Origin of the sequence: Paracoccus sp. SCN 68-21 (genome assembly GCF_001724535.1) — a bacterium.
Lineage (GTDB): Bacteria > Pseudomonadota > Alphaproteobacteria > Rhodobacterales > Rhodobacteraceae > Paracoccus > Paracoccus hibiscisoli.
Window position 1 is genome coordinate 14,768 of sequence record NZ_MEES01000006.1, and the last position, 26,987, is coordinate 41,754.

At 67.8% G+C, this 26,987-nt stretch carries 23 protein-coding genes; 7 read left to right on the forward strand and 16 right to left on the reverse strand.

All coding sequences use genetic code 11. The annotated features are described in order from the left end of the window. Position 1 precedes the first annotated feature (1 nt). The 4 genes from prfB to ABS73_RS03265 form a co-directional block, all read right to left on the reverse strand. Positions 2-1,129: a peptide chain release factor 2 gene (gene prfB / locus ABS73_RS03250; RefSeq protein ID WP_277019897.1), complete on the reverse strand. Its 1,128-nt coding sequence runs from the start codon at positions 1,127-1,129 to the stop codon at positions 2-4. 151 nt (positions 1,130-1,280) lie between these two features. Further along, a complete protein-coding gene (locus ABS73_RS03255) occupies positions 1,281-3,827 on the reverse strand; it encodes a penicillin-binding protein 1A (protein ID WP_277019895.1) in 2,547 nt (848 codons plus the stop codon). 75 nt (positions 3,828-3,902) lie between these two features. Continuing rightward, on the reverse strand, positions 3,903-5,129 hold the full coding sequence (locus ABS73_RS03260) for an N-acetylmuramoyl-L-alanine amidase (protein ID WP_277019893.1): 1,227 nt from the start codon (positions 5,127-5,129) through the stop codon (positions 3,903-3,905). After that, positions 5,126-6,262: a pyridoxal phosphate-dependent aminotransferase gene (locus ABS73_RS03265; RefSeq protein ID WP_277019891.1), complete on the reverse strand. Its 1,137-nt coding sequence runs from the start codon at positions 6,260-6,262 to the stop codon at positions 5,126-5,128. Before ABS73_RS03265 ends, ABS73_RS03260 begins: the two co-directional genes overlap by 4 nt. Positions 6,263-6,433: 171 nt before the next feature. On the opposite strand from ABS73_RS03265, the gene ABS73_RS03270 reads away from it, so the two are divergent. Next, positions 6,434-7,189, forward strand: a complete 756-nt coding sequence (locus ABS73_RS03270) for a DsbA family protein (RefSeq protein ID WP_277019890.1) — start codon at positions 6,434-6,436, stop codon at positions 7,187-7,189. On the opposite strand, the gene ABS73_RS03275 is transcribed toward ABS73_RS03270, so the two are convergent. Then, positions 7,186-8,004: an SDR family oxidoreductase gene (locus ABS73_RS03275; RefSeq protein ID WP_277019888.1), complete on the reverse strand. Its 819-nt coding sequence runs from the start codon at positions 8,002-8,004 to the stop codon at positions 7,186-7,188. The genes ABS73_RS03270 and ABS73_RS03275 overlap by 4 nt on opposite strands. 76 nt (positions 8,005-8,080) lie before the next feature. Here ABS73_RS03275 and ABS73_RS03280 point away from each other — a divergent pair, with 76 nt between their 5' ends. Further along, on the forward strand, positions 8,081-8,467 hold the full coding sequence (locus tag ABS73_RS03280) for a winged helix-turn-helix transcriptional regulator (protein WP_286693397.1): 387 nt from the start codon (positions 8,081-8,083) through the stop codon (positions 8,465-8,467). On the opposite strand, the gene ABS73_RS03285 is transcribed toward ABS73_RS03280, so the two are convergent. The 6 genes from ABS73_RS03285 to ABS73_RS03310 form a co-directional block, all read right to left on the reverse strand. Continuing rightward, positions 8,443-9,876 carry a mannose-1-phosphate guanylyltransferase/mannose-6-phosphate isomerase gene (locus tag ABS73_RS03285; RefSeq protein WP_277019884.1) on the reverse strand — a complete coding sequence of 478 codons (1,434 nt, stop codon included), beginning with the start codon at positions 9,874-9,876 and terminating at the stop codon, positions 8,443-8,445. The genes ABS73_RS03280 and ABS73_RS03285 overlap by 25 nt on opposite strands. A 186-nt stretch (positions 9,877-10,062) precedes the next feature. After that, complete coding sequence (locus ABS73_RS03290; RefSeq protein ID WP_286693398.1) at positions 10,063-13,623, reverse strand: vitamin B12-dependent ribonucleotide reductase; 3,561 nt, start codon at positions 13,621-13,623, stop codon at positions 10,063-10,065. Positions 13,624-14,039: 416 nt separating this feature from the next. Next, entirely contained in the window at positions 14,040-14,579 is a 540-nt protein-coding gene (locus tag ABS73_RS03295; protein WP_277019881.1) for a 5-formyltetrahydrofolate cyclo-ligase, read from the reverse strand. Further along, positions 14,576-15,895 (reverse strand): magnesium transporter, encoded by a 1,320-nt coding sequence (mgtE, locus tag ABS73_RS03300; RefSeq protein WP_423805165.1) that lies wholly within the window; start codon positions 15,893-15,895, stop codon positions 14,576-14,578. The genes ABS73_RS03295 and mgtE overlap by 4 nt, the downstream gene beginning before the upstream one ends. 94 nt (positions 15,896-15,989) lie before the next feature. After that, positions 15,990-16,775: an inositol monophosphatase family protein gene (locus ABS73_RS03305; RefSeq protein ID WP_277019877.1), complete on the reverse strand. Its 786-nt coding sequence runs from the start codon at positions 16,773-16,775 to the stop codon at positions 15,990-15,992. Between the two features lie 142 nt (positions 16,776-16,917). After that, positions 16,918-17,277 (reverse strand): helix-turn-helix domain-containing protein, encoded by a 360-nt coding sequence (locus ABS73_RS03310; protein WP_136856968.1) that lies wholly within the window; start codon positions 17,275-17,277, stop codon positions 16,918-16,920. Between the two features lie 190 nt (positions 17,278-17,467). Here ABS73_RS03310 and ABS73_RS03315 point away from each other — a divergent pair, with 190 nt between their 5' ends. Further along, positions 17,468-18,436, forward strand: coding sequence for an NADPH:quinone oxidoreductase family protein (locus ABS73_RS03315; protein ID WP_277019875.1), 969 nt, complete (start codon positions 17,468-17,470; stop codon positions 18,434-18,436). 105 nt (positions 18,437-18,541) lie between these two features. Then, positions 18,542-19,288 carry a Bax inhibitor-1/YccA family protein gene (locus tag ABS73_RS03320; protein WP_136856966.1) on the forward strand — a complete coding sequence of 249 codons (747 nt, stop codon included), beginning with the start codon at positions 18,542-18,544 and terminating at the stop codon, positions 19,286-19,288. A 62-nt stretch (positions 19,289-19,350) separates the two neighbouring features. Here ABS73_RS03320 and ABS73_RS03325 read toward each other — a convergent pair whose 3' ends face one another. The 4 genes from ABS73_RS03325 to rplU all read right to left on the reverse strand — a co-directional run bounded on the left by ABS73_RS03325 (position 19,351) and on the right by rplU (position 21,802). Then, positions 19,351-20,361 carry an LLM class flavin-dependent oxidoreductase gene (locus ABS73_RS03325; RefSeq protein WP_136856965.1) on the reverse strand — a complete coding sequence of 337 codons (1,011 nt, stop codon included), beginning with the start codon at positions 20,359-20,361 and terminating at the stop codon, positions 19,351-19,353. A gap of 57 nt (positions 20,362-20,418) precedes the next feature. Then, positions 20,419-21,003 (reverse strand): GNAT family N-acetyltransferase, encoded by a 585-nt coding sequence (locus ABS73_RS03330; RefSeq protein WP_423805164.1) that lies wholly within the window; start codon positions 21,001-21,003, stop codon positions 20,419-20,421. A gap of 106 nt (positions 21,004-21,109) precedes the next feature. Next, complete coding sequence (gene rpmA, locus ABS73_RS03335) at positions 21,110-21,382, reverse strand: 50S ribosomal protein L27 (protein WP_136856963.1); 273 nt, start codon at positions 21,380-21,382, stop codon at positions 21,110-21,112. Between the two features lie 12 nt (positions 21,383-21,394). Beyond that, on the reverse strand, positions 21,395-21,802 hold the full coding sequence (gene rplU / locus ABS73_RS03340) for a 50S ribosomal protein L21 (protein ID WP_277019873.1): 408 nt from the start codon (positions 21,800-21,802) through the stop codon (positions 21,395-21,397). Positions 21,803-22,051: 249 nt separating this feature from the next. Here rplU and ABS73_RS03345 point away from each other — a divergent pair, with 249 nt between their 5' ends. Next, positions 22,052-23,035, forward strand: coding sequence for a putative zinc-binding metallopeptidase (locus ABS73_RS03345; protein WP_277019871.1), 984 nt, complete (start codon positions 22,052-22,054; stop codon positions 23,033-23,035). On the opposite strand, the gene ABS73_RS03350 is transcribed toward ABS73_RS03345, so the two are convergent. Next, a complete protein-coding gene (locus ABS73_RS03350; protein WP_277019870.1) occupies positions 23,032-24,837 on the reverse strand; it encodes an ABC-F family ATP-binding cassette domain-containing protein in 1,806 nt (601 codons plus the stop codon). The genes ABS73_RS03345 and ABS73_RS03350 overlap by 4 nt on opposite strands. A 107-nt stretch (positions 24,838-24,944) precedes the next feature. On the opposite strand from ABS73_RS03350, the gene ABS73_RS03355 reads away from it, so the two are divergent. Then, positions 24,945-25,946, forward strand: coding sequence for a Fe(3+) ABC transporter substrate-binding protein (locus ABS73_RS03355; RefSeq protein ID WP_277019868.1), 1,002 nt, complete (start codon positions 24,945-24,947; stop codon positions 25,944-25,946). A gap of 104 nt (positions 25,947-26,050) precedes the next feature. Next, a complete protein-coding gene (locus tag ABS73_RS03360; protein WP_277019866.1) occupies positions 26,051-26,986 on the forward strand; it encodes a nucleoside hydrolase in 936 nt (311 codons plus the stop codon). Position 26,987: the final 1 nt, after the last annotated feature.

Genomic DNA, 26,987 nt, shown 5'->3' on the forward strand with positions numbered 1-26,987 from the left:
CTCAGCTTTCGGCATTCGCCTCGGCGCGGCTTTTCCCGGCCACGTCCAGCGCCAGCGTCGCGGCCATGAAACGGTCCAGATCGCCGTCCAGCACGCCCTGGGTGTCGCTGGTCTCCTCGCTCGTGCGCAGATCCTTGACCATCTGATAGGGGTGCAGGACATAGCTGCGGATCTGGTTGCCCCAGCCCGCATCGCCCTTGGCGGCGTGCTGGGCGTTCACCTCCGCGTTGCGGCGGTCCAGCTCCATCTGATACAGGCGCGCCTTCAGCGCGGCCATGGCGTTGGCGCGGTTCTGGTGCTGCGACTTTTCCGACGATGTGACGACGATGTTCGTGGGCAGGTGGGTGATCCGCACGGCCGAATCCGTCGTGTTGACGTGCTGACCGCCCGCCCCCGAGGACCGATAGGTGTCGATGCGGATGTCGCGGTCGGGAATGTCGATCTCGATGTTCTCGTCCACGACCGGATAGACCCAGACCGAGCTGAAGGATGTGTGCCGCCGCGCGGCGCTGTCATAGGGGCTGATGCGGACCAGCCGGTGCACGCCCGATTCCGACTTCAGCCAGCCATAGGCGTTGTGCCCGGTGATCTTATAGCCCGCGCTGCGGATGCCGGTCTCGTCGCCCTGCGTTTCGGACAGCAGCTCGACCTCATAGCCCTTCTTCTCGGCCCATCGCACATACATGCGCGCCAGCATCGACGCCCAATCGCAGCTCTCGGTGCCGCCCGCGCCCGCGTTGATCTCCAGGAAGGTGTCGTTGGCATCCGCCTCGCCGTTCAGCAGCGCCTCCAGCTCCTTCTGCGCGGCCAGCTTGGCCAGCGCCTTGAGGTTGCCCTCGGCCTCGGCCACCAGATCGGCATCACCCTCGGCCTCGGCCAGCTCGACCATCTCGGCATTGGCCGACAGGTCGTCCTCGATCCGGCGATAGGTCTCGATCGCGTCCGACAGGGACTGCCGCTCGCGCATCAGCTTCTGCGCGCGGGCGGGGTCAGACCACAGGTCGCCATCCTCGATCATGGCGTTCATCTCTTCCAGACGATGCGGCGCGGTGGTCCAGTCCAGGCGCTGACCCAGCAGGGTCAGGGAACGGCGGATGGCCTCGATGGTGGACTGCGTCTCGGCGCGCATGGGCAGGTTCCTTCGGTCTGGCGTCAGGTCCGGGGTGATACCGCGACACGCGCCCTTGGGCAAGACCACCGCGCGGGCGGCGCGACGCGAACGGGGGGTGCGGGGGGCAGTCAGCCCCCCGCCGTCGCGGGACGCAATTGGCGCGCGGGCCTCAGTAAAGCCCGCCCGAGGACATGGTGCCGAAATCGGTGCGCTGCGGAATGACCCGACTCTCCCCGGTCGAGGTCGTGATCGCCTGGCCCGCGCCACTGCTGGCCCCGGCCTCCCAGGGCAGGATCACCACCTCGTCGCCAAAGCCAGACACCACAAAGGGCGCCAGCCAGTCGGGGTCGGTCCCGTCGCGGAAATATTCCGCGATCACGTTCGGCCCGCTGGCATCGTCGGGCAGGCGCTGGCCGGTCAGGCGATCGATCTTGACCCAATAGCCGCCCGGAGGCACGGCGAAATCGGTGCCGCCATACTCCGCCACCGCCTCGCGCATGAAGGCGTTGAAAACCGGCACGCACAGCGTGCCCCCGAAGGCCCGCTCGCCCAGGGTGCGCGGCTGGTCGAAGCCCAGATAACAGCCCGCGACGATATTGCTGGAATAGCCGACGAACCACACGTCCTTGGCGTCATTGGTGGTGCCGGTCTTGCCCGCGATGGGCACCGGCAGGTTCACGCCCGACCCCGATCCGCGCGTCACCGCGCCCTGCAGCATCGAGGTCAGCTGATAGGCCGTGACCGCATCCATCACCCGTTCCCGGTTGCTGTCGATCACCGGCCCCTGCCCCACGGGCATCGCCTGCATCTCGCATGTGCGGCAGACGCGCTGGTCGTGGCGATAGACGGTGCGTCCGCGCCGGTCCTGCACTCGGTCGACCAGCGTGGGCTCCACCCGCTCGCCGCCATTGGCGAACATCGCATAGGCCGCGACCATCTTGAACAGCGTCGTCTCCTGCGCGCCAAGCGCGTTGGCCAGGAACGGCGACAGCCGGTCATAGACGCCGAAATCCTCGGCATAGCGGGCGACCTGATCCATGCCGATATCGTCGGCGATGCGGATGGTCATCAGGTTCCGCGACTGCTCGATGCCGGTGCGCAGCGGCGTCGGCCCGTAATGGCGCCCCGAGCTGTTCTTGGGCTCCCACAGCCCCTGAGGCGTGTTGATGCGGATCGGCTCGTCCACGACGATGGTCGCGGGGGTATAGTTGTTGTCCAGCGCCGCGGCATAGACGAAGGGCTTAAAGGCCGATCCCGGCTGGCGCTGCGCCTGCGTGGCGCGGTTGAAGACGCTGCTCTCATAGCTGAAGCCGCCCTGCATCGCCAGCACGCGCCCCGTGTTCACGTCCATGGCCATGAAGCCGCCCTGAACCTCGGGCACCTGGCGCAGCGACCAGCGCTGAAAGCCGCCATCGCCCATGATCGCGCGGACCAGCACCACATCGCCCGGCTGAACCAGATCGCCCGCGACCTGCGCCCGGGCGCCCGCCCGGCCCGTCTCGCGGTCCAGGGGGCGCGCCCAGGTCACGTCGCTGGCGGGAATCCAGTGGCCGTCGCCGTCCTCCTCGATGCCCTCGATGCCGATGCGGGCGTCGCGGGCGCCCACCTCCAGCACCACGGCAGGGTGCCAGCCCGGGATGTCGCGCGGCAAGCGCAGGTCCCACAGCGCACCGCGCCAGCTGGCCTCATCGGTCAGCAGCCCGGCCTCGATCACCTCTCCGGTGCCGCGCCAGACGCCGCGGTTGCGGTCGTAATCCTCCAGCGCGGTCTGCAGGGCGCTGGCGGCCTCCGACTGCAGCTCGGGGTCCACCGTCGCGCGGATGGTCAGGCCACCGCCAAAGAACTCCTCCTGGCCGAATTCGCGGCTCAGCTGGCGGCGGATCTCGTCGGTGAAATAATCGCGCGGCGGCAGCGCCCGTCGAAAGGACGGAAAGTCGCCGTTCTGGACCGAGCGCAGCGGCAGCGCCGCCTCGGCCTCATAGGTCGCCTGGTCGATATAGCCGTTCTGCCACATCTCGCGCAGGACATAGTTGCGCCGCTCGGTCACGCGGTCCTTGGCGGTGACGGGGTGATAGCGGCCCGGCGCCTGCGGCATGGCGGCCAGCATCGCGGCCTCGTGCGGGGCCAGCTCGGACAGCGATTTGTTGAAATAGGTCTGGGCGGCGGCGACCACGCCAAAGCTGTTCTGGCCCAGAAAGATCTCGTTCAGATACAGCTCCAGGATCTGGTCCTTGGACAGGCTGCGTTCCAGCCGGGCGGCCAGGATCAGCTCCTTGACCTTGCGTTCGACGCTGCGGTCGCTGGACAGCAGGAAATTCTTCATCACCTGCTGGGTGATGGTGGACGCGCCGCGCACGCTGGCCCCGCCGGTGACTGCTGCCTCATAGGCGGCCGACAGGATGCCGCGCAGGTCATAGCCGGGGTGGGAATAGAAATTCTTGTCCTCGGCGCTGACGAAGGCCTGTTTGACCAGGTCGGGAACCTCGTCGATGGGCACGAAGATGCGGCGCTCCTCGGCGAATTCGTCGATCAGCTGGCCTTCGGCGGAATAGATGCGGCTGATGGTCTTGGGCGCGTATTGGGCCAGCGTCTCATGGCTGGGCAGGTCGCGCGAATAGATCCAGAAGATGCCCCCGACGGTCAGGGCGGCAAAGAACACCCCCGTCACCACCCAGGAAAAGATCGCACCAAAAAAGGACAGGATGGGTCGCAGCACGTGGGTCGGCCTTTCGGGGGTTTCGCGCCCCCTATAGCGTCGCGCGGCGCAGCGGTCAAAGCAACACTGGGTGTGCTAATGACGCAAAAGCCCCGCGCGGGCCTGTTCGTCGCGCCACCAGCCGGTCGTGGCCTCGGCCACCGCCTCGACCATGCGGGCGCGCCATTCGGGGTCGGTCAGGTTCGCAAGATCGGTCTGGTCCGAGATGAAGCCCAGCTCCAGCAGGACCGACGGGATGTCAGGCGATTTCAGCACCGAAAACGCCGCCCCCTGCACCGGCCGCCCATGCAGCCCGATGCCGCGCAGCGCCATGCGCGAGGTCAACAGCCGCGCAAAGGCCTCGGACCGGGGCTGAGTGTCGGTGCGCGCGAAATCCATCAGCACCGTGGCCAGCGTGTCATCCTGCCCGCGCAGATCCATGCCCGCCAGCAGATCGTCGCGCTGGTGCCGCAACGCCAGCTGCGCCGCCGCCCGCCCGTCCGAGGCGGGGTTCCAGACATAGACCGTGGCCCCCGCCGCCTGCCCCTGCGGCAGCGCATCGGCATGCAGCGACAGCAGCAGATGGGCGCCCGCCTGCCGGGCGGCGGTCATGCGATCCTCCAGCCGGACATAGACATCGCTGTCGCGGGTCATCGACACGGTGACGCCCCGGGCCTCCAGCGCGCGGCGCAGCTCCTGGGCAAAGGTCAGGACCAGGGCGGCCTCGGTCTCTCCTCCGGCCTGGGCGCCGGGGTCGAAGCCGCCATGGCCGGGGTCCAGCGTCACCGCAAGGCCCGGCGCGCGGGGCGGCGGCTCGGGCAGCTGCGCCGGATCGGGCAGGTTGCGCAGCGCCGCAGCCGCCGAAGGCCGGGGCGCGAAATCCTCGGGCGCGACGGGGTCCAGGCCGATCTGCAGCCGCGCCTCGGGGCCCTGGGTGCGCAGGCCCGCGCGGGCCACGCGATAGGGGCCGGGCAGCTCGATCACCAGCCGCGACCAGCCGCGCCGAAAGCTGCCCCACCGGATCGCGGGGGCCAGGTCCTTGCCGAACAGCTGCGCGGGGTCCAGCCCGGCCAGGTCCACGTCGCGCAGGTCGATCACCAGCCGCGCGGGCTCGCCCACCAGAAAGGCCCGCCACGGCACCGGACGATCCAGCGCCAGCGTGACCTCCAGCGGCGCGGGGCCGAACAGGCGGTGCCACCAGCCCTGCGGCGCCTGCGTCAAGGACGAGCCGCCCAGAACCAGCCGCCCGGCCTCCTGCGCCTGCGCGGGCGCACCCGGCCACAGCGCCAGCACCAGCGCCAGGATCAGCGCAACTGCCCTCATCGCGCCGCCATGAAGGCGGTCAGGCGGGCCAGCCCCTCGGCGACGTCCGCCGTCGCGCGGGCATAGGAGAACCGCAGCGTCCGCCGCCCCCGGTCGGGGTCGAAATCCAGCCCCGGCGTGACCGCGACCCCGGCCTTGTCCAGAATCTCGGCCGCGAAGGCCACGGAATCATCGGTCAGATGCGACACGTCGGCATAGATGTAGAACGCCCCCTCGGGCGGGGCGATGCGGTCGAACCCCGCGCGCGGCAGACCCTCCAGCATCAGGCGGCGGTTCTCGGCATAGACGGCGCGGTTGGCCTCGGCCTCCTCGGTGCAGTCCAGGGCGGCCAGCGCCGCGACCTGGCTGGCATGGGGCGGACAGATGAACAGGTTCTGCGCCAGACGTTCCACCGTGCGGATCATGTCCGGGGGCACGACCATCCACCCGACGCGCCACCCGGTCATGGAAAAGTATTTGCTGAAGGAGTTTACGACCAGAACCTCATCCGTCACCTCAAGGGCGGAATGGCAGCGGTCCCCATAGGACAGCCCGTGATAGATCTCGTCCGAGATGACGGCCATGCCCCGCGCGCATGCCGCCTGCGTCAGGGCCGACAGTTCCGGCACGGTCAGCACCGTGCCGGACGGATTGCCCGGCGATGCCAGGATCAAACCCTGCGCATCATCGGGCAGATCGCCGGGGCGCGGCTGGTAACGGTCTTCGGGGCGCGTCGGAATGCCCACCGGGGTCAGCGACATCGCGCGCAGGATCTGACGATAGCTGGGATAGCCCGGATAGCCCATCGCCACCCGGTCGCCCGCATCGAACAGCGCCGAAAAGGCCAGGATGAACGCCCCGCTGCTGCCCGGCGTCACCACGACCCGCGCGGGGTCCAGATCGACCCCGTACCAGAGCCGATACAGATCCGCGATGCCCTGCCGCAGCGCGGGCAGGCCCAGGGCCACGGTATAGCCCAGGGGCTGTTCCAGCGCGCCCGCCAGCGCCTGGCGCGCACCCAGGGGGGCGGGGGTGCCGGGCTGGCCGACCTCCATGTGGATGATATGGCGACCGGCGGCCTCGGCACGGGCCGCCGCCTCCATCACGTCCATCACGATGAACGGGTCAACCTGTCCGCGCAGGGAATGTCGCATGGCTCGGCCTCATTTTTGCCCCGTGATAGCGCGGGACGCGGCGACGCTCCAGTTCTTTACACGCAGTGCTGTCGAGGGCGCTCGGCCACACGCAGCCGTGTGGGGGGCGTTCTTGCCATCGCGCGCCCTGCGGTCCACTCTGCGCGCGACATGACCTCAAGGGACGCGCCCATGACACGCCTGACCGCCGCCTTGCTGCTGGGAGCCGCCACCGCGCTGGCCACCCCGGCGATGGCCTTTGACCTCAATGCGATGAGCGATGCCGAAAAGACCGCCTTTGGCGCGGCGGTGCGCGACTATCTGATGGAGAACCCCGAGGTTCTGGTCGAGGCGATCACCGTCCTTGAGACCCGCCAGGCCCAGGACGCGTCGCGCACCGACCAGCAGCTGGTCCAGGACAACAGTGAGGCGCTGTTCCAAGACGGCTACAGCTGGATCGGCGGCAACCCCGAGGGCGACCTGACCATGGTCGAGTTCATCGACTATCGCTGCGGCGTCTGCCGTCAGTTCAACCAGGAGGTCCATGACGCGGTCGAGGAAGATGGCAATATCCGCCTGATCCTGAAGGAATTTCCCATCCTAGGAGAGGAGAGCGAGCTGTCCGCCCGCTATGCCATCTCGGTCCATCAGCTGGCGGGGGATGACGCCTATCTGGCCGCGCATGATGCGCTGATGGCGCTGCGCGGGCCGGTGACCGACCGCGCGCTGCGCGACATCTCGGAGGAGATCGGCATCGGTTCGGTCGATGTCCTGGCGCATATGCAGACCGATGCCGTGACCGGCGTTCTGGACCGCAACCGCGCGCTGGCGCAGACCATGGCGATCCAGGGGACGCCGACCTTCGTGATCGGCGACCAGATGCTGCGCGGCGTGCCGCGGGTGGGCGTGGCGCAGACCATCGCCCAGATCCGCGACAGCGCCAACTAGGCCAGCGCCGCGCGCACCGCCTCGGCCAACGGCTGAGAGGGCCGCCCGATCAGCCGCGCCAGCACCGCGCCGTCGCCATCCAGCGCGCCCTGGGCCGCGGCGGCATCCAGTCCGGCATAGACCTGCGCCAGCGGCGCGGGCATCGCCCCCGCCAGGACCGCGGCATAATCGGCCGCGGGCAGGTCGCGATAGGGGATGTCACGCCCGGTCTGCTGGCTGATCTGGGCCGCCAGATCGGCCAGGGTCCAGGCGGGGGCGCCGGCCAGCTCATAGGTCTGGCTGTCATGGCCCTGGCCCAGCAGCACCGCCACCGCAGCCTCGGCATAATCGGCCCGCGCGGCCGAGGCGATGCGCCCCTGCCCCGCCGACCCCATCAGCACGCCATGCTGCAGCGCCGCCGGAATGCCCGCCAGATGGTTCTCGTGATACCAGCCGTTGCGCAGGATGGTGACGGTCAGGCCGGAGGCGGCCAGCAGCGCCTCGGTCTGGCGATGTTCCTCGGCCAGCGACAGGATCGAGCGGTCGGCATGCAGCAGGCTGGTATAGGTGATGCGCCGCACCCCCGCCGCCACCGCCGCGTCGATGACGGCGCGGTGCTGGGCCACGCGGCGCCCGATCTCGCTGCCCGAGATCAGCAGCAGGCTGTCGATGCCCGCCAGCGCCGGGGCCAGCGTGTCCGGGCGGTCATAGTCGAACAGCCGCTGGTCGGGTCCGGGCCTGCGCGCCAGGCCGATGGCGGGGTGGCCAAGGGCAGTCAGGCGGTCCAGGACAAGGCGGCCCAGCTGGCCGGTGGCGCCGGTGATGGCAAGGGTCATCGGATTCTCCTTCGATGGGACTTGCCGGATATGGCGCATCGGCTTATTTTTCGTAAGTACGAACAGAAAGGTAAGTATGGATATGACCGACAGCATCAGCGACCAGTTGCGGCGCGGCGACGTTCTGGCCGCCGCCTGCCCGTCCCGCACGGTGCTGCGGGTGGTCACAAGCCAATGGGGGGTGCTGGTGCTGATGGTGCTGCGCGACGGCACGCTGCGCTTCAGCGCGCTGCGCCGCCGGGTGGGTGGCGTCAGCGAACGGATGCTGGCCGAGACGCTGCGCCGGCTGGAGGCGCATGGGCTGATCCTGCGCGTGGCCTATCCGGTCGTGCCGCCGCAGACGGAATATTCACTGACGCCGCTTGGGATTGAGGCCGCGACCCATGTCGCGGCGCTGGCCGATTGGGTCGAGGTCACCCTGCCCGCGCTGTTGCCTGATCAGTCGGCCGAGCTGCGGGAATAGACGTCCTCGTAGCGGATGATGTCGTCTTCGCCCAGATAGCTGCCGGTCTGGACCTCGATCAGGACCATCGGTACCTTGCCCGGGTTCTCCATCCGGTGGACGGCGCCCAGGGGGACGTAGATCGACTGGTTCTCGGTCACCAGGGTCACGCTGTCATCCACGGTGACGCGGGCGGTGCCCGACACCACGATCCAGTGTTCGGACCGGTGGACATGGCTTTGCAGCGACAGCGCCGCGCCGGGTTTCACCACGATGCGCTTGACCTGAAAGCGGTCGGCCAGGGCCAGCGTCTCGAACCAGCCCCAGGGGCGGTGGTCGCGGGGGAACGCCTCGGCCTGCTTGGCGCGCTTGGCCTTGAGCGCCGACACCGCCAGCCGCACGTCCTGCGCGCGGCCCCGGTCGGCCACCAGCACCGCGTCCGACGTCGCCACTACCATCACGTCGCGCAGCCCGATGCCCACGACCTTGAGGTCGCTGCTGTCCGAGCGCAGCAGCACGTCATGGCAGTCGATCGCGGTGGAATTGTCGTCCGTGACCACCCCGTGATCACAGGGCTGATGCTCCAGCGCCTCGCGCCAGACCGCGTCCCATCCGCCCAGATCCGACCAGCGGCCCGAAAACCGCACGACCGTCAGATTGTCGGCCTTTTCCATCACGGCATAGTCGATGGACTGATCCTCGACCGCGGCCCAGGGCGCCTTGGCCAGCCGCAGAAAGCCCAGGTCGGTCTGCGCCTGATCGACGGCCTGGCCCACCGGCTCCAGATAGGCCGGGGCATGGGCGCGGAAGGCGTCGATCATGGCGCGGGCGCTGAACAGGAAGATGCCGGCGTTCCACAGGTAATTGCCCTCGGCCAGCATCTGGGCCGCGCGGTCGGCATCGGGCTTTTCGACGAAGCGCGCCAGGGGCTGTGGGCCATCGCCGCTGCCCGCCAGCTCCAGATAGCCGTATCCGGTCTCGGGGCGGTCGGGGGTGATGCCGAAGGTCACGATCCGCCCCTCGGCCGCGGCCTGCGCGCCCTGGGCCACGGCGGCGGCAAAGGCGCCTGCATCGGGGATCACGTGATCCGAGGGCGCGACCAGCACCAGACCCTCGGGGTCATCGGCGGCCACCATCAGGGCCGCGGCCAGAATCGCGGGCGCGGTGTTGCGGCCTGCGGGTTCGATCACGATGCGGCCGGGGGTGATGCCCGCCTGCTCCAGCTGTTCGGCCACGATGAAGCGGAAATCGGAATTGGTCATCACCACGGGGGCCGCGAAATCGGGGCCGGACAGCCGCCGGGCCGAGGCCTGGAACAGCGTCTCGTCTCCCGTCAGGGCCCCGAACTGCTTGGGAAAGCTTTTTCGGGACACGGGCCACAGCCGCGTGCCCGAACCGCCCGCCATCAGAACCGGAGTGATCTTCGTCATCGCAAACCCCTTGGACCAGTTACGCCCGGACACCATGTCCACAGACCGCCTGTTGCACCGCCAGTGAAGGCCCAAGAGCGGCCAGCGTCAAGCGCCACCCCCCGGACCTAGCGCGGCACGCCCAAGATATCCATAAGATGTTGCAGGCAAAAAGACGCCCCCGCGCGATGGCGGGGGCGATCCTGTTCAGCTGCAGCCGCTGGTGCCACCGCAGGTGTTGCACTTCATACAGGTGCCATTGCGGACCAGCGTATAATTGCCGCATTCGCCGCAGGGATCGCCCTCGTATCCCTGCATCCGGGCCTTGGCGCGCAGGTCCATGCCCGTTGCCACGGCGGCCATGGACACGCCCGTCTGCAGCGCGATCAGGTCCTGCGGCATCCGCTTGCGCAGATAGCCCGCGCTGCTGATCTGCTTCAGCATGGTCAGCGATTTCAGCTCGGCGGGCTGGCTGGGGCGCCCCTCGTCCTCGCCGCCGCCCATATCGTCGAAACGCGCGCCTTCGGGGGCGACATGGGCCAGGTCGGTGCGGTCCAGATAGCTGACGGCCAGCTCGCGAAACACATAGTCCAGGATCGAGGTCGCGTTCTTGATGCTGTCATTGCCCTGCACCATGCCCGCCGGCTCGAACCGGGTGAAGGTGAAGGCGTCCACGAACTCCTCCAGCGGCACGCCGTATTGCAGGCCGACCGACACGGCGATGGCGAAGTTGTTCATCATGGCGCGAAAGCCCGCGCCCTCCTTGTGCATGTCGATGAAGATCTCGCCCAGGCCGCCGTCGTCATATTCGCCGGTGCGCAGATAGACCTTGTGCCCGCCGACGATGGCCTTTTGCGTGTATCCCTTGCGGCGCTGCGGCAGCTTTTCGCGGTTCGACCGCACGATCTCCTTGACGATGACCCGCTCGACGATCTTTTCGGCCAGGACGCGCGCCTTGTCGTGGGTGGACCCGTGGGCCAGGACCTCCTCGGCCTCCTCGTCGTCGTCGATCAGCGCAGCGGCCAGCGGCTGCGACAGCTTGGAGCCGTCGCGATAGAGCGCGTTGGCCTTGATCCCCAGGCTGTGGGACAGCGCATAGGCCGCCAGCGTGTCGGCGATGGTCGCGCTGGAATGCATGTTGATCGTCTTGCTGATCGCACCCGAGATGAAGCTTTGCGCCGCCGCCATCATGCGGATGTGGCTTTCCACCGACAAATAGCGCGTCCCGGTCTTGCCGCAGGCATTGGCGCAATCAAAGACCGACAGATGCTGGGGTTTCAGATGCGGCGCGCCCTCCAGCGTCATCGTCCCGCAGACATGGTCGTTGGCCGCGTCGATCTGCGCCTTGCTGAAGCCCAGGTGGCGCAGCAGGTCAAAGGTCGGGTCCGACAGCTTGTCCGCCGGGATGCCCAGGGTGCCGCGGCAGAAATCCTCTCCCAAGGTCCACTGGTTGAAGACGAAGCGGATGTCGAAGGCCGATGGCAGCGCGGCCTCGACCAATGCGATTTCCGTCGCGCCAAAGCCGTGACCGGCCAGCGATGCATGGTTGATGGCGGGGCAGTTGCCCAGGGTCGCGTGACCCACGGCATGGCCCACGATCTCCTCGATCTGCGCGGGGGCATAGCCCAGCTTGGCCAATGCGGCGGGGACCGACTGGTTGATGATCTTGAAATAGCCGCCGCCCGCCAGCTTCTTGAACTTGACCAGCGCGAAATCCGGCTCGATGCCCGTGGTGTCGCAATCCATGACCAGGCCGATCGTGCCGGTGGGCGCGATGACGGTGGTCTGGGCGTTGCGGAACCCGTGCGCCTGACCCAGGGCCAGCGCCTGATCCCACACATCGCGCGCCCGCGCGACCAGCGTCTGGTCGGGACAGTTCGCGGCGTCAAGCGCCACAGGGGCGACGTTCACGCCCTCGCAGGGCTGGCCATGGGCCGCCGCGCGGTGGTTGCGGATCACGCGCAGCATGGGGCCCGCGTTGCGGGCATAGCCGGGAAACGCGCCCAGTTCGGCGGCCATCTGCGCGCTGGTAGCATAGGCGGTGCCGGTCATGATCGCCGACAGCGCACCGCACAGCGCGCGACCCTTATCGCTGTCAAAGCCATAGCCCATATTCATCAACAACCCGCCGATATTGGCGTATCCCAGCCCAAGCGTGCGGAAATCATGGCTGCGCTGCGCGATCTCACGCGAGGGGAACTGCGCCATCAGCACGCTGATCTCCAGCGTAAGGGTCCACAGCCGGCTGGCATGGGCATAGGCATCGGCGTCGAACCGGCCATCGGTCCAGAACGTCAGCAGGTTCATGGACGCCAGGTTGCAGGCGGTGTCGTCCAGGAACATGTATTCGCTGCACGGGTTCGACCCGCGGATCGGCCCATCCTCGGGGCAGGTGTGCCAGGCGTTGATCGTGTCGTGGAACTGGATGCCCGGATCGGCGCAGGCCCAGGCCGCGTGGCCGATCTGGTCCCATAGATCGCGCGCCGACACCGTTTTCGCGACCGTGCCGTCGGTGCGGCGGATCAGCTCCCACGGGGCATCCTCGCGCACCGCGCGCAGGAACGCATCCGTCACCCGGACCGAGTTGTTGGAATTCTGGCCCGACACCGACGCATAGGCATCACTGTCCCAATCCGTGTCATAGGTCGGGAATTCGATGCTGTCGAAGCCCTGGCGCGCATATTGCAGGACGCGGTTCACATAGGTCTCGGGGATCATCGCGCGCTTGGCACTGCGGATCGCGGCCTTCAGCGCGTCGTTCCGGGCCGGATCCGTCTCTCCGCCGCCGGTGCGGATCGCGGCAAAGATGCCGTTCAGTTCCCGTTCGTGCAGCTTTGACCCGGCCACCAGCGAGGCGACCTTCTGCTCCTCGATGACCTTCCAGTTCACGAAGGCCTCGATGTCGGGATGGTCCATGTCGCAGATGACCATCTTGGCCGCGCGGCGCGTGGTGCCGCCCGACTTGATCGCACCTGCCGCGCGGTCGCCGATCTTCAGGAACCCCATCAGGCCCGACGACGTGCCGCCGCCCGACAGGCGCTCGCCCTCGCCGCGCAGGCTGCTGAAGTTCGTGCCGGTGCCGCTGCCGTATTTGAACAGGCGTGCCTCGCGGACCCACAGGTCCATGATGCCGCCCTCGTTCACCAGATCGTCGCTGACCGACTGGATGAAACAGGCATGCGGCTGCGGATGCTCATAGGCGCTGGTCGATGCGGTCAGCTTGCCCGTCCGGTGGTCGACATAGAAATGCCCCTGCCCCGGCCCGTCGATGCCGTAGGCCCAGTGAAGGCCGGTGTTGAACCATTGCGGGCTGTTCGGCGCGCCCATCTGGCGGGCCAGCATGTGGCGCATCTCGTCCAGATAGGCGCGGGCATCGGCTTCGGTCGTGAAATAGCCGCCCTTCCAGCCCCAATAGGTCCAGGCCCCGGCCAGACGGTCAAAGACCTGCGCGGCGCTGGTCTCTCCGGTGAAACGCTCCTCCTCGGGCAGGGCGGCCAGGGCCTCGCGGTCGGGAACGTGGCGCCACAGGAATTCGGGCACGCCCTTTTCGCGCACGGGCTTCAGCCGCGCGGGGACACCGGCGCGGCGGAAATACTTCTGCGCGATGACGTCGCTGGCGACCTGGCTCCAGCCCTGGGGCACCTCGACGGCGTCGTTGCGAAACACCACCGTGCCGTCCGGGTTGCGGATCTCGCTGAGGGTGGTGGTGAAGGCGATGCCGCCATAGGCCCCGCCATCCTTCGTGGTGAAACGCCGCTCGATCTTCATGCCTGCCCGTCCTTTCGGTCCCGCGCGCAGCCGCGATCCGCCCGTGCGGGGCGCGGACGACCGGGTCGTCCGTCTGATCGTGTCTGCCTGTCCTGCCTGTGGTGGCGCCGTTCACGGCCACCATCTTTCGTGCCGCTTTCGGCTCTGGCCTGGAAATTGGCCCCGGACGGGATGGCTTTCAATCGAATTATTCGCAGCGGCCCGCCCCGCGAACCGTTGACAGCACCGCCGTGGCAGGCCGACAGGATTCGCGCACAGATCCGGCGCATTCTCTGGGCAGGACCGGCTGGCTTTTACGAAATTTCGTTAAGTGACAGGGACATGCGTGGAACGCCCCCCATCTTATCCACAGACTTATGCAAATCTCATCCGGAGGTTGTTCACAGCCGATGCAAAATGGCCACGATGGGCGAGATTCAGCGCAGCGGGGTCCGCGCGCCGCCCTCGGTCACGATCAGGTCCAGGGGCTGATCGGTCGGCTCTGTCGGGATGGCGGGCAGGCGCTGGACCTCAAAGGCAAGGCCCACGGCCAGGACCGGACCCAATTTTCGCAGCAATTCCAGCGTCCTGTCGTAAAAACCCCCGCCATAGCCCAAGCGGTTTCCGCGATCGTCAAAGCCCGCCAGCGGCACGATCAGGACATCAGGCCTGACCTCGGGCGCCGATTCGGGGGGGTGGGAGGTGCCAAAGGGGCCGCGCTCCAGCGCGCCGCCCTGCCACAGCCGGAAGGTCAGCGGCCGCGCAGGGCCTGTGACCACGGGCAGCGCGACGGGACCGTCATGGGCGGCCATGGCGGCGCGGGGGTCGGCCTCGGAGCGCATCGGCCAGTATCCGGCCAGCACCGCGCCCGCATGGGGCGCCAGCGCCGCGATCAGGTGGCCGTCCAGCGCATCCCGGTCGCCTCCCGCCGCGCGGGCGGTCAGGGCCTGTGCGCGCAAGGTGGCCTTGTCGGTCATATCAGGATCAGCGTGGCCAGTCCCAGGAAGGCAAAGAACCCCATGACATCGGTCATCGTCGTCACGAAGGTTCCCGATGCCAACGCCGGGTCCAGCCCCATCTTGTTCAGCCCCAGGGGCACCAGGACCCCGCCCAGGGCCGCGACGATCTGGTTCACGATCATCGCCATGCCCAGCACGACGCCCAGCTTGGGGTCGCCAAAGATCACCGTCCCCGCGATCCCCAGGATCAGCGCCAGCCCCAGCCCGTTCAGCAGCCCCGCCCCCAGCTCTCGCATAACCACCCGCCGCGCGTTCGAGCGGTTCAGGTCGCGCGTGGCCAAGGCCCGCACCGCGACCGCCAGCGATTGCGTCCCCGCGATCCCGCCGGTCGAGGCGACGATGGGCATCAGCGCGGCCAGCGCCACCAGCGTGGAGATCGTGGCCTCGAACTGGGTGATGACGATGGCCGACAGCGAGGCCGTGAACAGGTTGATGACCAGCCAGGGCAGACGCTGGCGCGCCGTGGTCAGCGCGCTGTCGGACACGTGGCTTTCGTCATTGACGCCGGCCAGGCGCAGGATGTCCTCCTCATGCTCATCGTCCAGGACGGTCATCGCGTCGTCGATGGTGATCACGCCCACCAGCCGGTCGTGATCGTCGACCACAGGGGCCGAGATCAGGTGATACTGGTTGAACAGATAGGCCACGTCGCCCTCTTCGGCCTGGGCGCGGATGGTGCGAAAGCTGTCCTCGGCCAGGTCGCGCATGGTCGTGTCGCGCGGCGAGGCCAGCAGCCGCCCAAGCGTTACATAGCCGGTCGGGTGGCGGCGCGGATCGACCAGGATCACGTGATAGAACTGTTCGGGCAGCCATTCCTCGGCCCGGATAAAGTCGATGGTCTGGCCCGCAGTCCAGTGTTCGGGCGCGGTCACCACCTCGGACTGCATCAGGCGGCCGGCCGAATATTCGGGATAGGCCAGCGATTGCTGGACCGCGGCACGGTCGCCCGCATCCAGCGCGGCCAGGATCTGGTCGCGGTCGGGCTGGGCCAGATCCTCGACCAGGTCGACGACGTCGTCGCTGTCCATCTCTCGGACGGCCTCGGCGACGACGGCCTGGGGCAGCTGGTCCAGAACCTCCTCACGGATCGATTCGTCGATTTCGGACAGGATCTCGCCGTCGATGCCGTCTGCGTACAGCGTCAGGAACGCCCGCCTGCGCGCAGGCGTCAGACGCTCGATCAGGTCGGCGATGTCGGCGGCGTGCATCGGCTCCAGCGCGGCGTCCAGCGCGGGGCGGTCGCCCGCCTCCATCGCGGCGTCGATGCGGTCCATCACCGCCTGCGTCAGGCCATAATCCTCATCGCGATCAACGCCGTCGGTCGCGCGGTTGTCGTTGGCCATGCTGCCCCCTTGCGGTCGTGTCGGTTCAGTCGTTCAGCAGGTCCAGCGCGGCGCGGTGCAGGGGCGCCGATGCCGCCGCGATCACCTGGCCGCCCTGAGCCGCCGGACCGCCCTGCCAGTCGGTGACGATGCCGCCCGCCGCCTGCACCACCGCCATCGGACCGGCGATGTCATAGGATTGCAACCCCGCCTCGATCACCAGATCGACCTGGCCTAGGGCCAGCAGCGCATAGGCATAGCAGTCCAGCCCATAGCGCGTCAGCCGCACCCGGTCCGCGACCCGACGAAAGGCCGCGCCCTCGGCCGCGGTGCCCACTTCGGGAAAGGTGGTCATCAGCGTGGCCTGGGCCAGATCTAGGCCGCCGCGCACGCGCAGCGCCCGCTCTCCGCCAGCCCAGGTCAGTTGCGCCAGGCCCAAGCCCCCCTCGAACCGTTCGCGGGTATAGGGCTGGTCGATCAGGCCATAGATCACGTCGCGCCCGTCCGACAGCCCGATCAGCACGCCCCAGCTGGCCGCGCCGCACAGAAAGGCCCGCGTCCCGTCGATCGGGTCCAGAATCCAGGTCAGGCCAGAGGTGCCGGGGGTCGCGCCGTATTCCTCGCCCAGGATGGCGTCATCGGGGCGGTGTGCGGCCAGCACGGCGCGCATGGCGCGTTCGGCATCGCGGTCGGCCTGGGTCACGGGGTCGAAATCGGCGGGCCGCTTGTTGTCGGCGGACAGCGCGTCGTTGCGAAACCACGGCAGGATCGCGTCCCGCGCGGCATCGGCCATCAGATGCGCGGTGCGGATGATCGTGGCTGCGTCCTGCATGCTGGCCCCCTGCGGTCATGTCACCCGTGGGGGTGTAACCCGTCCTTGGCCGGGGGGCCAGCGGTCAAACGGGGGCTGTCGTCCGGCGGTCACACGGCGCGGAACGACGGCGGGGTCACCCACCTTCTGGCGGTTTCGGCAGTCAGGCCGCGTCGGACAGGACGCGCGCCAGCTCAAAGATCTGGCGGCGCTGCGCCTCGGGCATGGCGTAATAGGCGCGCACCAGCTGCAGCGCCTCCTTGTCGGCGAAGATGTCGCCCTCGACCGCGCCGGGCAGATCGCCCTCGGACAGCCCCTCGAAGAAGAAGCTGACCGGCACATCCACCGCCCGCGCAATGTCCCACAGCCGCGAGGCCGAGACGCGGTTCATGCCGGTCTCGTATTTCTGGATCTGCTGGAACTTGATCCCGACCTTGTCGGCCAGTTGCTGTTGGGTCATGCCAATCATCCAGCGGCGATGGCGGATACGCTTACCAACGTGAACATCTACACTATGCTTCATTGCCCCAACCTCTTGCAATCTGCAGATGCCGTAGCCCGGATAGGCACAATTTTCGAGTGTCAACTTGGTTAACCACCCCGTTCCTGACCAAAAAGACAGGTCCCAAGGGTGCCGTTCGGGCATCTGCCACCCTGCGTTGACTTGTTCGGGCAGCATGCGAACGTGTGGGCAACATCGAAACGGAGCCGCCATGGAACAGATGATTCGCACCGCCCGCATCGAGGCCCTGGGCCAGGACCCCGTCATCCGCGACCTGCCTGCGCCCCGGGCGGCGCCGGGACAGGTCTTGTTGCGCATGGGCGCGGCGGCGCTGAATTTTGCCGATCTCCTCAAGGCGCAGGGCAAATATCAGGAGCCTGCCGACCCGCCCTTCGTGCCGGGACTGGAGGGCGCGGGCACCGTGCTGGAGGCGCCTGCGGGCAGCGGCCTGACCCCCGGCATGCGGGTCGTGGTGTCGGCGCCCGGCACCATGACCCAGGTGATGGCGGTCGATCCCGACGCCGTGCAGCCCATTCCCGACATGATGACCTTTGAACAGGCCGCCGGGTTTCAGGTGGCTTATGGGACAAGTCATTTGGCCCTGTCGGGGCGCGGCGCGCTGGCGACGGGCCAGGTTCTGGTCGTGCTGGGGGCCGCGGGCGGCGTCGGGCTGACCGCGGTCGAGATCGGCGCCGCGATGGGTGCGCGGGTCATCGGGGTGGCGCGCGGTGCGGACCGGCTGCAGGTCGTGCGCGACGCGGGCGCGGCCCATGTGATCGACAGCGCCGATTGCGCCGACCTGCGCGGTGCGCTGCGCGATCTGGGCGGGGCGGATGTGGTCTATGACCCCGTCGGCGCCGAACCCGGAGAGGCGGCCTTTCGCGCGCTGCGTCCGGGGGGGCGATTCCTGTCCATCGGGTTTGCGGGCGGTCGCCCCCCTGCCCTGCCCCTGAACCACGCCTTGGTCAAGAACATCGCCATCCACGGGTTCTACTGGGGCGGCTACCGGCAGCTGGACCCGCAGGCGTTGCGCACCAGCATGGGGGCGCTGTTCGACCTGTTCGCGGCCGGCCGCCTGCACCCGGTCGCCGGCGCGACCCTGCCGCTGGAAGCCCTGGCCGAGGGCTATCACCTGCTGAGAGAGCGGCGCAGCATCGGAAAAGTGGTCATCACCCTGTGATCGCGGCCATTTTCCGCCCATCCCGGCATTGAAAAACGGCCCGTTTCCCCCGATATTGAAGCCAAGTCGGGATCGGTCCCGACATGCCTTTCAGGGGAGACATCGATGGCAGATTACAACACGTACCGCACCGCGCAGGGCGTCGGCACCCGCCAGGCGGTGATCGACGAGGGCCTGCGGGCCTACATGAACAAGGTTTATGGGCTGATGGCGGTCGGCATGGGTGTAACCGCCGTCGCAGCCTATGGCATCTCGACCGCGGCGGTCACGCCCACGGGCGAGCTGACCGGCCTCGGCGTCGCGATCTATACCTCGCCCTTGCGGTGGGTGATCATGTTCGCGCCGCTGCTGATGGTCTTTGCCTTCGGCGCCGCGATCAACCGGCTGTCCGTCTCGGCCGCGACCGGCGTCTTCTATGCCTTTGCAGCACTGATGGGACTGTCGATCAGCTCGATCTTTCTGGTCTACACCTCGGTGTCGATCGTGCAGACCTTCCTGGTGACCGCAATCGCCTTCGCCAGCCTGTCGCTGTGGGGCTATACCACGAAAAAGGATCTGTCGGGCTGGGGCACCTTCCTGCTGATGGGTCTGATCGGCCTGATCGTGGCCTCGATCGTGAACATCTTCATCGCCTCCTCGGCCATGCAGTTCGCGATCTCGGTCATCGGCGTGCTGATCTTTGCGGGCCTGACCGCCTATGACACGCAGAACATCAAGAACACCTACCTGCAGATGTCCGGTTCGGACGCCGACTTCATCGGCAAATCCGCGATCATGGGTGCGCTGCGCCTGTATCTGGACTTCCTGAACCTGTTCATGTTCCTGCTGCAGTTCATGGGCAACCGCGAGTAAATCGCCCCATCAGTCCCATGCAAAAGGCCCCCGATCCGGGGGCCTTTTTTCATGCGCGCGGGTCAGGCGGCCTGCGCCACGGGCAAAGCGGCCGCAGCCTCGGCCGCGATCTCAAAGCTGCGCAGGCGGGCGGTGTGGTCGTGGATCTGACCGGTCAGGATCAGCTCGTCGGGGCGATAGGCCTCGACCAGGCGGGCCAGCTGGTCGGCCACCTCATTGCGCCCGCCCACGGCGCTGATGCGCAGCGCGCCGTCCACGGCCTGGCGCATCTGCGCGCCGATCTCGGCGTCGATGTCGCGGACCGGGCGGGGCAGCTTGCCGGGCTGACCGGTGCGCAGGCGCGCAAAGGCCAGCTGCATGGTCGTGCGCAGGTAGGCCGCCTGCCCCGGATCGTCGGCGGCAAAGACGTTGGCCGCCAGCACCGCATAGGGCTTTTGCCCCCAGGGCGAGGGGCGGAACCGCTCTCGGTACAGGGTCAGGGCGCGGTCCAGCTCATCCGGCGCGAAATGGCTGGCGAAGGCATAGGGCAGGCCCAGATGCGCCGCCAGCTGCGCGCCGAACAGGCTGCTGCCCAGGATCCAGACGGGGACGTTCGTTCCCTCGCCCGGCAGGGCCCGGACTGGCGCGCCGGGGCGTTCCGGGCCCAGATAGTCCAGCAGCTCGACCACGTCCTGCGGAAAGCTGTCGGCCATCGGGTCACGGCGCAGGGCGCGGATCACCGCACCGTCGCCGCCGGGCGCGCGCCCCAGCCCCAGGTCGATCCGGTCGGGAAAGACCGTGGCCAGCGTGCCAAACGCCTCGGCCACCGACAGCGGCGCGTGGTTGGGCAGCATGATGCCGCCCGCGCCGACGCGGATCGTGCGGGTGGCCTGCGCCACCAGTCCGATCAGCACGGCGGTCGCGGCGCTGGCAATGCCGGGCATGTTGTGATGCTCGGCCAGCCAAAAGCGGCGATAGCCCCAGCCTTCGGCGTGCTGCGCCAAGTCGATGGTGTTGCGGATCGCGTCCTGAGCCGTGGACCCTTCGGGCACCGGCGACAGGTCGAGGACGGAATAGGGAAGATGCTGTGTCATCCCCCTGATCTAGGCCGTCCGCGCCCCTTTGCAATGACGGGTCGCAGATATCGTCCGTCAGGCCATCTTGCGCAGATAGGTCCAGGTCGGCACCCGGGCGCCGCGCGCGACCGACCAGCTTTCGGCATCGCCCAGATAGACGAAGCCGCAATTGGTCAGAACGCGGGCAGAGCCGGGATTGTCCTGGAACGCCTCGGCGAACAGGGTCCGCGCGCCATGCGGGTTGGCGGCGACCAGGGCCGCCACGGCCTCGGTCGCAAAGCCGGTGTTCCAGAAGCCCGCGCCGATCCAGAAGCCCAGCTCGGACTGTTCGTTCTCCATCCGGGTCAGCGACACCACGCCCAGCAACTCGGCCAGCTTGTGGTCGCTGCCGTCGATGGCCCAGACATCCTCGGTCCGGTCAGCGGCCAGGGCACGGGCCACGAAACTGTCCGACCCCCCGCGGGGCAGCGGATGCGGGATGGCGCGCGTGCCTTCGGCGACGCGCCGGTCGGCGGTGTAATGCGCGATCATTCCGGCATCCGAGGCGCGCAGCGGGCGCAGCGTGAACCGCTCGGTCGCGATCACGGGTTGGGCCGGGGCTCCGGCCAGGGCGGGCTTGAGGTCGTCCAGACGGCTTCCCTCCCGCATGGGTGCAGACATCACCATGTTTCCTCCCCAAGAAACCGATCAAGAAATGTGACGATAAAACGGTTTGGGGGACCGGCTCTCGCCGATCCCCCCTTAGCAGCATAATGTTACGCTAAGGTTACTCGGCTGCTTCCAGCTGGGCGGGGACGATCGAAATGAACGTCCGGCCCTTCAGGCCTTTCTTGAAGCTCACATGCCCGTCGGTCAGCGCAAACAGGGTGTGATCCTTGCCCATGCCGACGTTCACGCCCGGCCACCAGGTGGTGCCGCGCTGACGTGCGATGATGTTGCCCGCGATGGCGGCCTGGCCACCGAACAGCTTGACGCCAAGACGGCGTCCCGCGCTGTCGCGGCCGTTGCGGGAAGAACCGCCTGCTTTTTTATGTGCCATGGGTCGTTCTCCTTAGGCTTCAGCGGCGTCTTTGGCCGGTTTCTTGGCGGGCGCCTCGGACGCCTCGGCCTTCGTGCGGGCACCGACGGCGGCTTTGACGCCGGTCTTGTCCGCGCCCTTGTCCAGCACGTCCGTGACGCGCAGCAGCGTCAGCTGCTGGCGATGGCCGCGGGTCCGCTGCGAGCTGTGCTTGCGGCGGCGCTTGACATAGGTGATGACCTTGTCGGCCTTGATCTGCTCGATCACGGTGGCCTGCACGCAGGCACCGGCGACCAGGGGCGCGCCCAGGGTCGAGCCGACCATCAGCACATCGTTGAACTGGACGGTATCGCCAGCCGCGGCATTCAGCTTTTCAACGCGCAGGACGTCGCCCGCGTGCACCTTGTACTGCTTGCCGCCAGTTTTCAGAACCGCGAACATCGCTTTCTTCCTTCTTCGTCGCGTCCTGCGGTCCCGACATCAGGTCGGAGTTCCGGGGCATCGCCCCACCTTCGGACAGCGCACCCTTGTACGGGTGTCGTTAAAAACAATCGACCGGCCAAGGGCGGATGCCCTGCCGGTGCGCAGCATTTGCCCGATCGCGGCACGGCTGTCAAGACCCGCGGATGGCGTGGAACCCTGTGGCGCCTGCGGGCTTGTGTCCTGCCACGATGGACCGGAACCCGCCTCATGCAACGCTTCACCTGCCCTTATTGCGGCACGCGTGCCTATTTCCACAACCTGATGTGCCTGTGCAGTGAACCGCTGGTCTATAATCCCGCCCAAGGTCAGATGACGGCCGATGCGGCGCCCTGCGCCAACCGTGACACCATCGCCTGCAACTGGGCGGCGCGGGTGCCTGGGGGGTACTGCACGTCCTGCGCGATGTCGCAGGTGGTGCCGGTGATGCATGTCGGCGAAAATCAGCGCCTGCTGGCCAGCGCCGAACGCGCCAAGCGGTGGGTGCTGGCGAATTTGGCGCAATGGCACTGGTTCACCCCCGCCGATCCGGGCCGCCGCCCCCGCTTCCTGATGCTGTCCGAGGATACCGGCGGGCGCGCCCAGCAGATCACCATGGGCCACGCCAATGGCGACATCACCATCAACGTGACCGAGGCGGACGAGCTGATCCGCCTCAAGCGCCAACTGAAATTGGGCGAACAATACCGGTCGATGGTCGGCCATTTCCGCCACGAGATCGCGCATTTCCTGTTCGACCGGCTGGCGGTGTCGCCCGATTTCCTGTCGGCCTTCCGCCAGGTCTTTGGGGATGAGCGGGCCGATTACGGCGCCGCCTTGCGCGCCCATTACGCCAATCCGCGCGACCCCGGAGACGAATTCATCACCGGCTATGCGACATCGCACCCGCATGAGGACTGGGCCGAGACGGTGGCCCATCTGCTGCATCTGACCGACGTGGCCGACAGCTTCTGCAGCACGCATCTGGCGATGCCGGGGGTGCCCGACGACTATCATCCCTATACAGAGACCGACCCCTATCGCCTGCTGAACATCGCGGCCGAGATCACCATCGCCGTCAACGACATCAACCGCGCGCTGGACAATACCGACCTGTATCCCTTCGTGCTGACCGTGCCGGTGCGCCACAAGATCGCCTTTGCGCATGGCTGGCTGCAGAACCACCTGGCGCGCAGCGATGGTCAGGCGGCCTAGACGGCCGCCTTTTCCTCCAGCGCCAGCCACTCTTCCTCGGCATCGGCCAAGGCGGCTTGGCGTTCGGACAGGGCCAGGCTGGCCTTTTCGAACTTGGCGGGGGCGGTGGTGAACAGGTCCGGGTCGGACATGAACTCGGACAGCTTGGCGATCTCGGCCTCCAGCTTGGCGATGACGCCGGGCAGCGCCTCAAGGCGGTGGCGTTCGGTAAAGCTGAGGCCCTCGCGCGCGGCCTTGGGCTTGTCGGCCACGGGCGCGGATTTGGCGACGGCCACCGGCTCCTCGGGCTGCACCTCGCCGCGTTGGGCCTGATAATCGCTCCAGCCGCCGGCATAGACGGTGGCGCGGCCATCGCCCTCCATCGCGACGGTGGTGTCGGCGACGCGGTCGATGAAATCGCGGTCGTGGCTGACCAGCAGCACGGTGCCGTCATATTCGCCCAGCAGATCCTGCAGCAGGTCCAGCGTCTCGACGTCCAGATCGTTGGTCGGTTCGTCCATGACCAGCAGGTTCGACGGGCGCGCCATCAGCCGCGCCAGCAGCAGACGTGCCTTTTCGCCCCCCGATAGGCTGCGCACCGGCGCGCGGGCCTGACCATCGTCGAACAGGAAATCCTTCAGATAAGCCACGACATGCTTGGGCGTGCCGCGGACCATCACCTGATCGGCGCGGCCCGAGACGCGCATATCCGGATCGCCGGTCAGCGATTCCCACAGCGTCTGGTCGGGGTTCAGCGCGGCGCGCGCCTGATCGAACACCGCGATGTCCAGATTGGTGCCCAGCTTGACCGTGCCGGTATCGGGGGCCAGCTCTCCGGTCAGCATCTTGATCAGCGTGGTCTTGCCCGCGCCGTTGGGGCCGACGAAGGCGATCCTGTCCCCACGCTGGATGCGCAGGTCGAACGGCCGCAGGATCACCTTGTCACCGAACACCTTGGAGATGCCGGTCGCCTCGACCACCCGCTTGCCGCTGGTGGTGCCGCTGTCGAATGCCATCGCGGCGGTGCCCTGACGGCGGATCTGGCTGCTGCGTTCACTGCGCAGATCGGCCAGCGCCCGGACGCGGCCCTGATTACGCTTGCGGCGCGCACTGATGCCCTCGACGGCCCATTTCGCCTCGGCCTTGATCTTGCGGTCCAGCTTGTGGCGGGCGTCATCCTCGGCGGCCCAGGTCGCCTCGCGCCAATCCTCGAACCCCTCGAATCCGCGCTCCTGACGGCGCACGGCGCCGCGGTCGATCCACAGCGTGGCCTTGGTCAGGCGGCGCAGAAAGGCGCGGTCGTGGCTGATCAGCACGAAGCCCGCGCGCGTCTGCGACAAATGGTCCTCCAGCCAGCCGATCGCCTCGATGTCCAGGTGGTTCGTCGGCTCGTCCAGCAGCATCAGCTCGGGTGCGCGGGCCAGCAGACGGGCCAGCGCGGCGCGACGGCGTTCGCCGCCCGATGCGGTGTCGACGGGGCGGTCGGGGTCGAATTTCAACCCTTCTGCGGCCATGTCGACCAGGTAATCCTCGCCCGGCTCCAGCCCGTCGCGGGCGAACTCCCCAAGCGTGGCAAAGCCCGACAGATCGGGGTCCTGCTCCATATAGCCGGTCGAGACACCGGCGGCCAGGACGACATCGCCCCGGTCGGGTTCGACGAAACCGGCCATCACCTTCATCAGGGTGGACTTGCCAGAACCGTTCCGACCGACCAGCGCGACGCGGTCGCCCGGCTGGACGTTCAGGGACAGGCCCTCGAAAATAGGATCGCCGCCATAGGTCAGCGAGATCTCGGAAAGTTGCAAAAGGGGTGCGCGTGCCATGACCGCGCCCCTAGCCTGCGGCGGCGCCTGCGTCAATGCACGGCAATGCTTGACAGGTTCAGTCAGGCTTGGCAGAACGCCCCTGTAATCCGACCAAAGGAGTCAACATGCGTCCCCTGATCCTCGCCTCGCTGCTGGGTGCCACCGCGATGCCCGCCCTGGCCCAGGAGGTGAACGTCTATTCCCACCGCCAGCCCGAGCTGATCCAGCCGCTGATCGACGCGTTCACCGCCGAAACGGGGATTGCCGTGAACGTGGCCTTTGTCGACAAGGGCATGGTCGAGCGTCTGCAGGCCGAGGGCGCGCGCTCGCCCGCCGATCTGGTGCTGACCGTGGACGTCGCCCGTCTGGGTGAGGTCAAGGACGCGGGCGTGCTGCAGGCCGTCGAGGACGAGGCCCTGACCGACGCCATCCCCGACGCGCTGCGCGACGACGAGAACCAGTGGTTCGCCCTGACCACCCGCGCCCGCATCGTCTATGCCCATAACGACCGCGTCGCCGATGGCGAGGTCACCACCTATGAGGATCTGGCCGATCCGAAATGGCAGGGCCGCATCTGCACCCGCAGCTTTACCAACGATTACAACGTCGCGCTGACCGCCGCCTTCCTGGCCCATCACGGCGAGGAGGAGACCGTCGCCTGGCTGGAGGGCGTCAAGTCGAACCTGGCCAAGCGTCCCGAGGGCGGCGACCGTGATCAGGTCAAGTCGATCTGGGCCGGCGAATGCGACATCAGCCTGGGCAACACCTATTACATGGGTGCGATGCTGAAGGATGCCGAACAGCAGGAATGGGCCGAATCGGTCCGCATCATGTTCCCCACCTTCGAGGATGGTGGCACGCATGTGAACGTGTCGGGCATGGCGATGACCGCCTCGGCGCCCAACCGTGACGCGGCCCTGCAGCTGATGGAGTTCCTGGTCGGTGACGAGGCACAGCGCATCTATGCCGAGACCAACAACGAATTCCCGGTCAAGGACGGCGTCGACCGCTCCGAGCTGGTCGCCAGCTGGGGCGATTTCACCCCGGACGATCTGACCCTGACCGAGATCTCGGACCTGCGCCCGCAGGCGCTGGACCTGATCGAGCGGGTCAACTTCGACGGCTGATCCTGGCCGCCACATGCGAGTACAAAAGGCGCAAGCGGGGCTTGCGCCTTTTTTCGTACTGGCGCAAAAATCCGCGTTCGGAGGCCACCAGAGGGAAAGCCGGAATGCCGCAAAAGATCATCATCGACACCGACCCCGGCCAGGATGATGCCGTGGCGATCCTGCTGGCGCTGGCCTCTCCAGAGCTGGAGGTGCTGGGCATCGTGGCCGTCGCGGGCAACGTGCCGCTGGCCCTGACGCAGGTGAATGCCCGCAAGGTGGTCGAACTGTCGGGATGCGACGTGCCGGTCTTTGCCGGATGCGACCGCCCGCTGTCGCGCGATCTGGTCACGGCGGAACATGTCCATGGCAAGACCGGGCTGGACGGCATCGCCCTGCCCGAACCCTCCCTGCCGCTGCAGCCGGTCCACGGCGTCGATTTCATCATCGACACCCTGCGCGCCGAGGCTTCAGGCACGGTCACGCTGGTCCCTATCGGCCCGCTAACCAACATCGCCGAGGCCTTCCGCCGCGCCCCCGACATCATCGGGCGCGTGCAACAGATCGTGCTGATGGGCGGCGCCTATTTCGAGGTGGGCAACATCACCCCGGCGGCGGAATTCAACATCTATGTCGATCCCGAGGCCGCGGCCGAGGTCTTTGCCGCGGGCGTGCCGCTGGTGGTGATGCCGCTGGATGTGACGCACAAGGCGCTGACCGACCGTGCCTGGGTCGAGGCGATGCGCGCCCTGCCCGGCCGCTGCGGCCCCGCCGTGGCAGGCTGGACCGATTTCTTCGAACGCTTCGACACGGCGAAATACGGCAGCCTGGGCGCGCCCCTGCATGACCCCTGCACCATCGCCTGGCTGCTGCAGCCCGACTTGTTCCAGGGCCGCGACATCAACGTCGAAATCGAGACCGAGGGCCGCTGGACCACCGGCATGACGGTGGCCGACTGGTGGCGCGTCAGGGGGCGCGCGCCCAACGCGCTGTTTCTCAAGGACGTCGACCGCGACGCGCTGTTCGCCCTGCTGCTGGAGCGGATCGCGCGCCTGCCCTGAC

Coding starts and splice junctions, on each gene's coding strand:
- prfB (WP_277019897.1), bottom strand. CDS start 1,129: ATGCGCGCCGAGACGCAGTCCACCATCGAGGCCATCCGCCGTTCCCTG.
- ABS73_RS03325 (WP_136856965.1), bottom strand. CDS start 20,361: ATGACACAGCATCTTCCCTATTCCGTCCTCGACCTGTCGCCGGTGCCC.
- rpmA (WP_136856963.1), bottom strand. CDS start 21,382: ATGGCACATAAAAAAGCAGGCGGTTCTTCCCGCAACGGCCGCGACAGC.
- ABS73_RS03275 (WP_277019888.1), bottom strand. CDS start 8,004: ATGACCCTTGCCATCACCGGCGCCACCGGCCAGCTGGGCCGCCTTGTC.
- ABS73_RS03320 (WP_136856966.1), top strand. CDS start 18,542: ATGGCAGATTACAACACGTACCGCACCGCGCAGGGCGTCGGCACCCGC.
- ABS73_RS03260 (WP_277019893.1), bottom strand. CDS start 5,129: ATGAGGGCAGTTGCGCTGATCCTGGCGCTGGTGCTGGCGCTGTGGCCG.
- ABS73_RS03295 (WP_277019881.1), bottom strand. CDS start 14,579: ATGACCGACAAGGCCACCTTGCGCGCACAGGCCCTGACCGCCCGCGCG.
- ABS73_RS03355 (WP_277019868.1), top strand. CDS start 24,945: ATGCGTCCCCTGATCCTCGCCTCGCTGCTGGGTGCCACCGCGATGCCC.
- ABS73_RS03265 (WP_277019891.1), bottom strand. CDS start 6,262: ATGCGACATTCCCTGCGCGGACAGGTTGACCCGTTCATCGTGATGGAC.
- ABS73_RS03280 (WP_286693397.1), top strand. CDS start 8,081: ATGGATATGACCGACAGCATCAGCGACCAGTTGCGGCGCGGCGACGTT.
- mgtE (WP_423805165.1), bottom strand. CDS start 15,895: ATGGACCGCATCGACGCCGCGATGGAGGCGGGCGACCGCCCCGCGCTG.
- ABS73_RS03290 (WP_286693398.1), bottom strand. CDS start 13,623: ATGAAGATCGAGCGGCGTTTCACCACGAAGGATGGCGGGGCCTATGGC.
- ABS73_RS03360 (WP_277019866.1), top strand. CDS start 26,051: ATGCCGCAAAAGATCATCATCGACACCGACCCCGGCCAGGATGATGCC.
- ABS73_RS03345 (WP_277019871.1), top strand. CDS start 22,052: ATGCAACGCTTCACCTGCCCTTATTGCGGCACGCGTGCCTATTTCCAC.
- ABS73_RS03270 (WP_277019890.1), top strand. CDS start 6,434: ATGACACGCCTGACCGCCGCCTTGCTGCTGGGAGCCGCCACCGCGCTG.
- ABS73_RS03315 (WP_277019875.1), top strand. CDS start 17,468: ATGGAACAGATGATTCGCACCGCCCGCATCGAGGCCCTGGGCCAGGAC.
- rplU (WP_277019873.1), bottom strand. CDS start 21,802: ATGTTCGCGGTTCTGAAAACTGGCGGCAAGCAGTACAAGGTGCACGCG.
- ABS73_RS03330 (WP_423805164.1), bottom strand. CDS start 21,003: ATGTCTGCACCCATGCGGGAGGGAAGCCGTCTGGACGACCTCAAGCCC.
- ABS73_RS03310 (WP_136856968.1), bottom strand. CDS start 17,277: ATGAAGCATAGTGTAGATGTTCACGTTGGTAAGCGTATCCGCCATCGC.
- ABS73_RS03350 (WP_277019870.1), bottom strand. CDS start 24,837: ATGGCACGCGCACCCCTTTTGCAACTTTCCGAGATCTCGCTGACCTAT.
- ABS73_RS03305 (WP_277019877.1), bottom strand. CDS start 16,775: ATGCAGGACGCAGCCACGATCATCCGCACCGCGCATCTGATGGCCGAT.
- ABS73_RS03285 (WP_277019884.1), bottom strand. CDS start 9,876: ATGACGAAGATCACTCCGGTTCTGATGGCGGGCGGTTCGGGCACGCGG.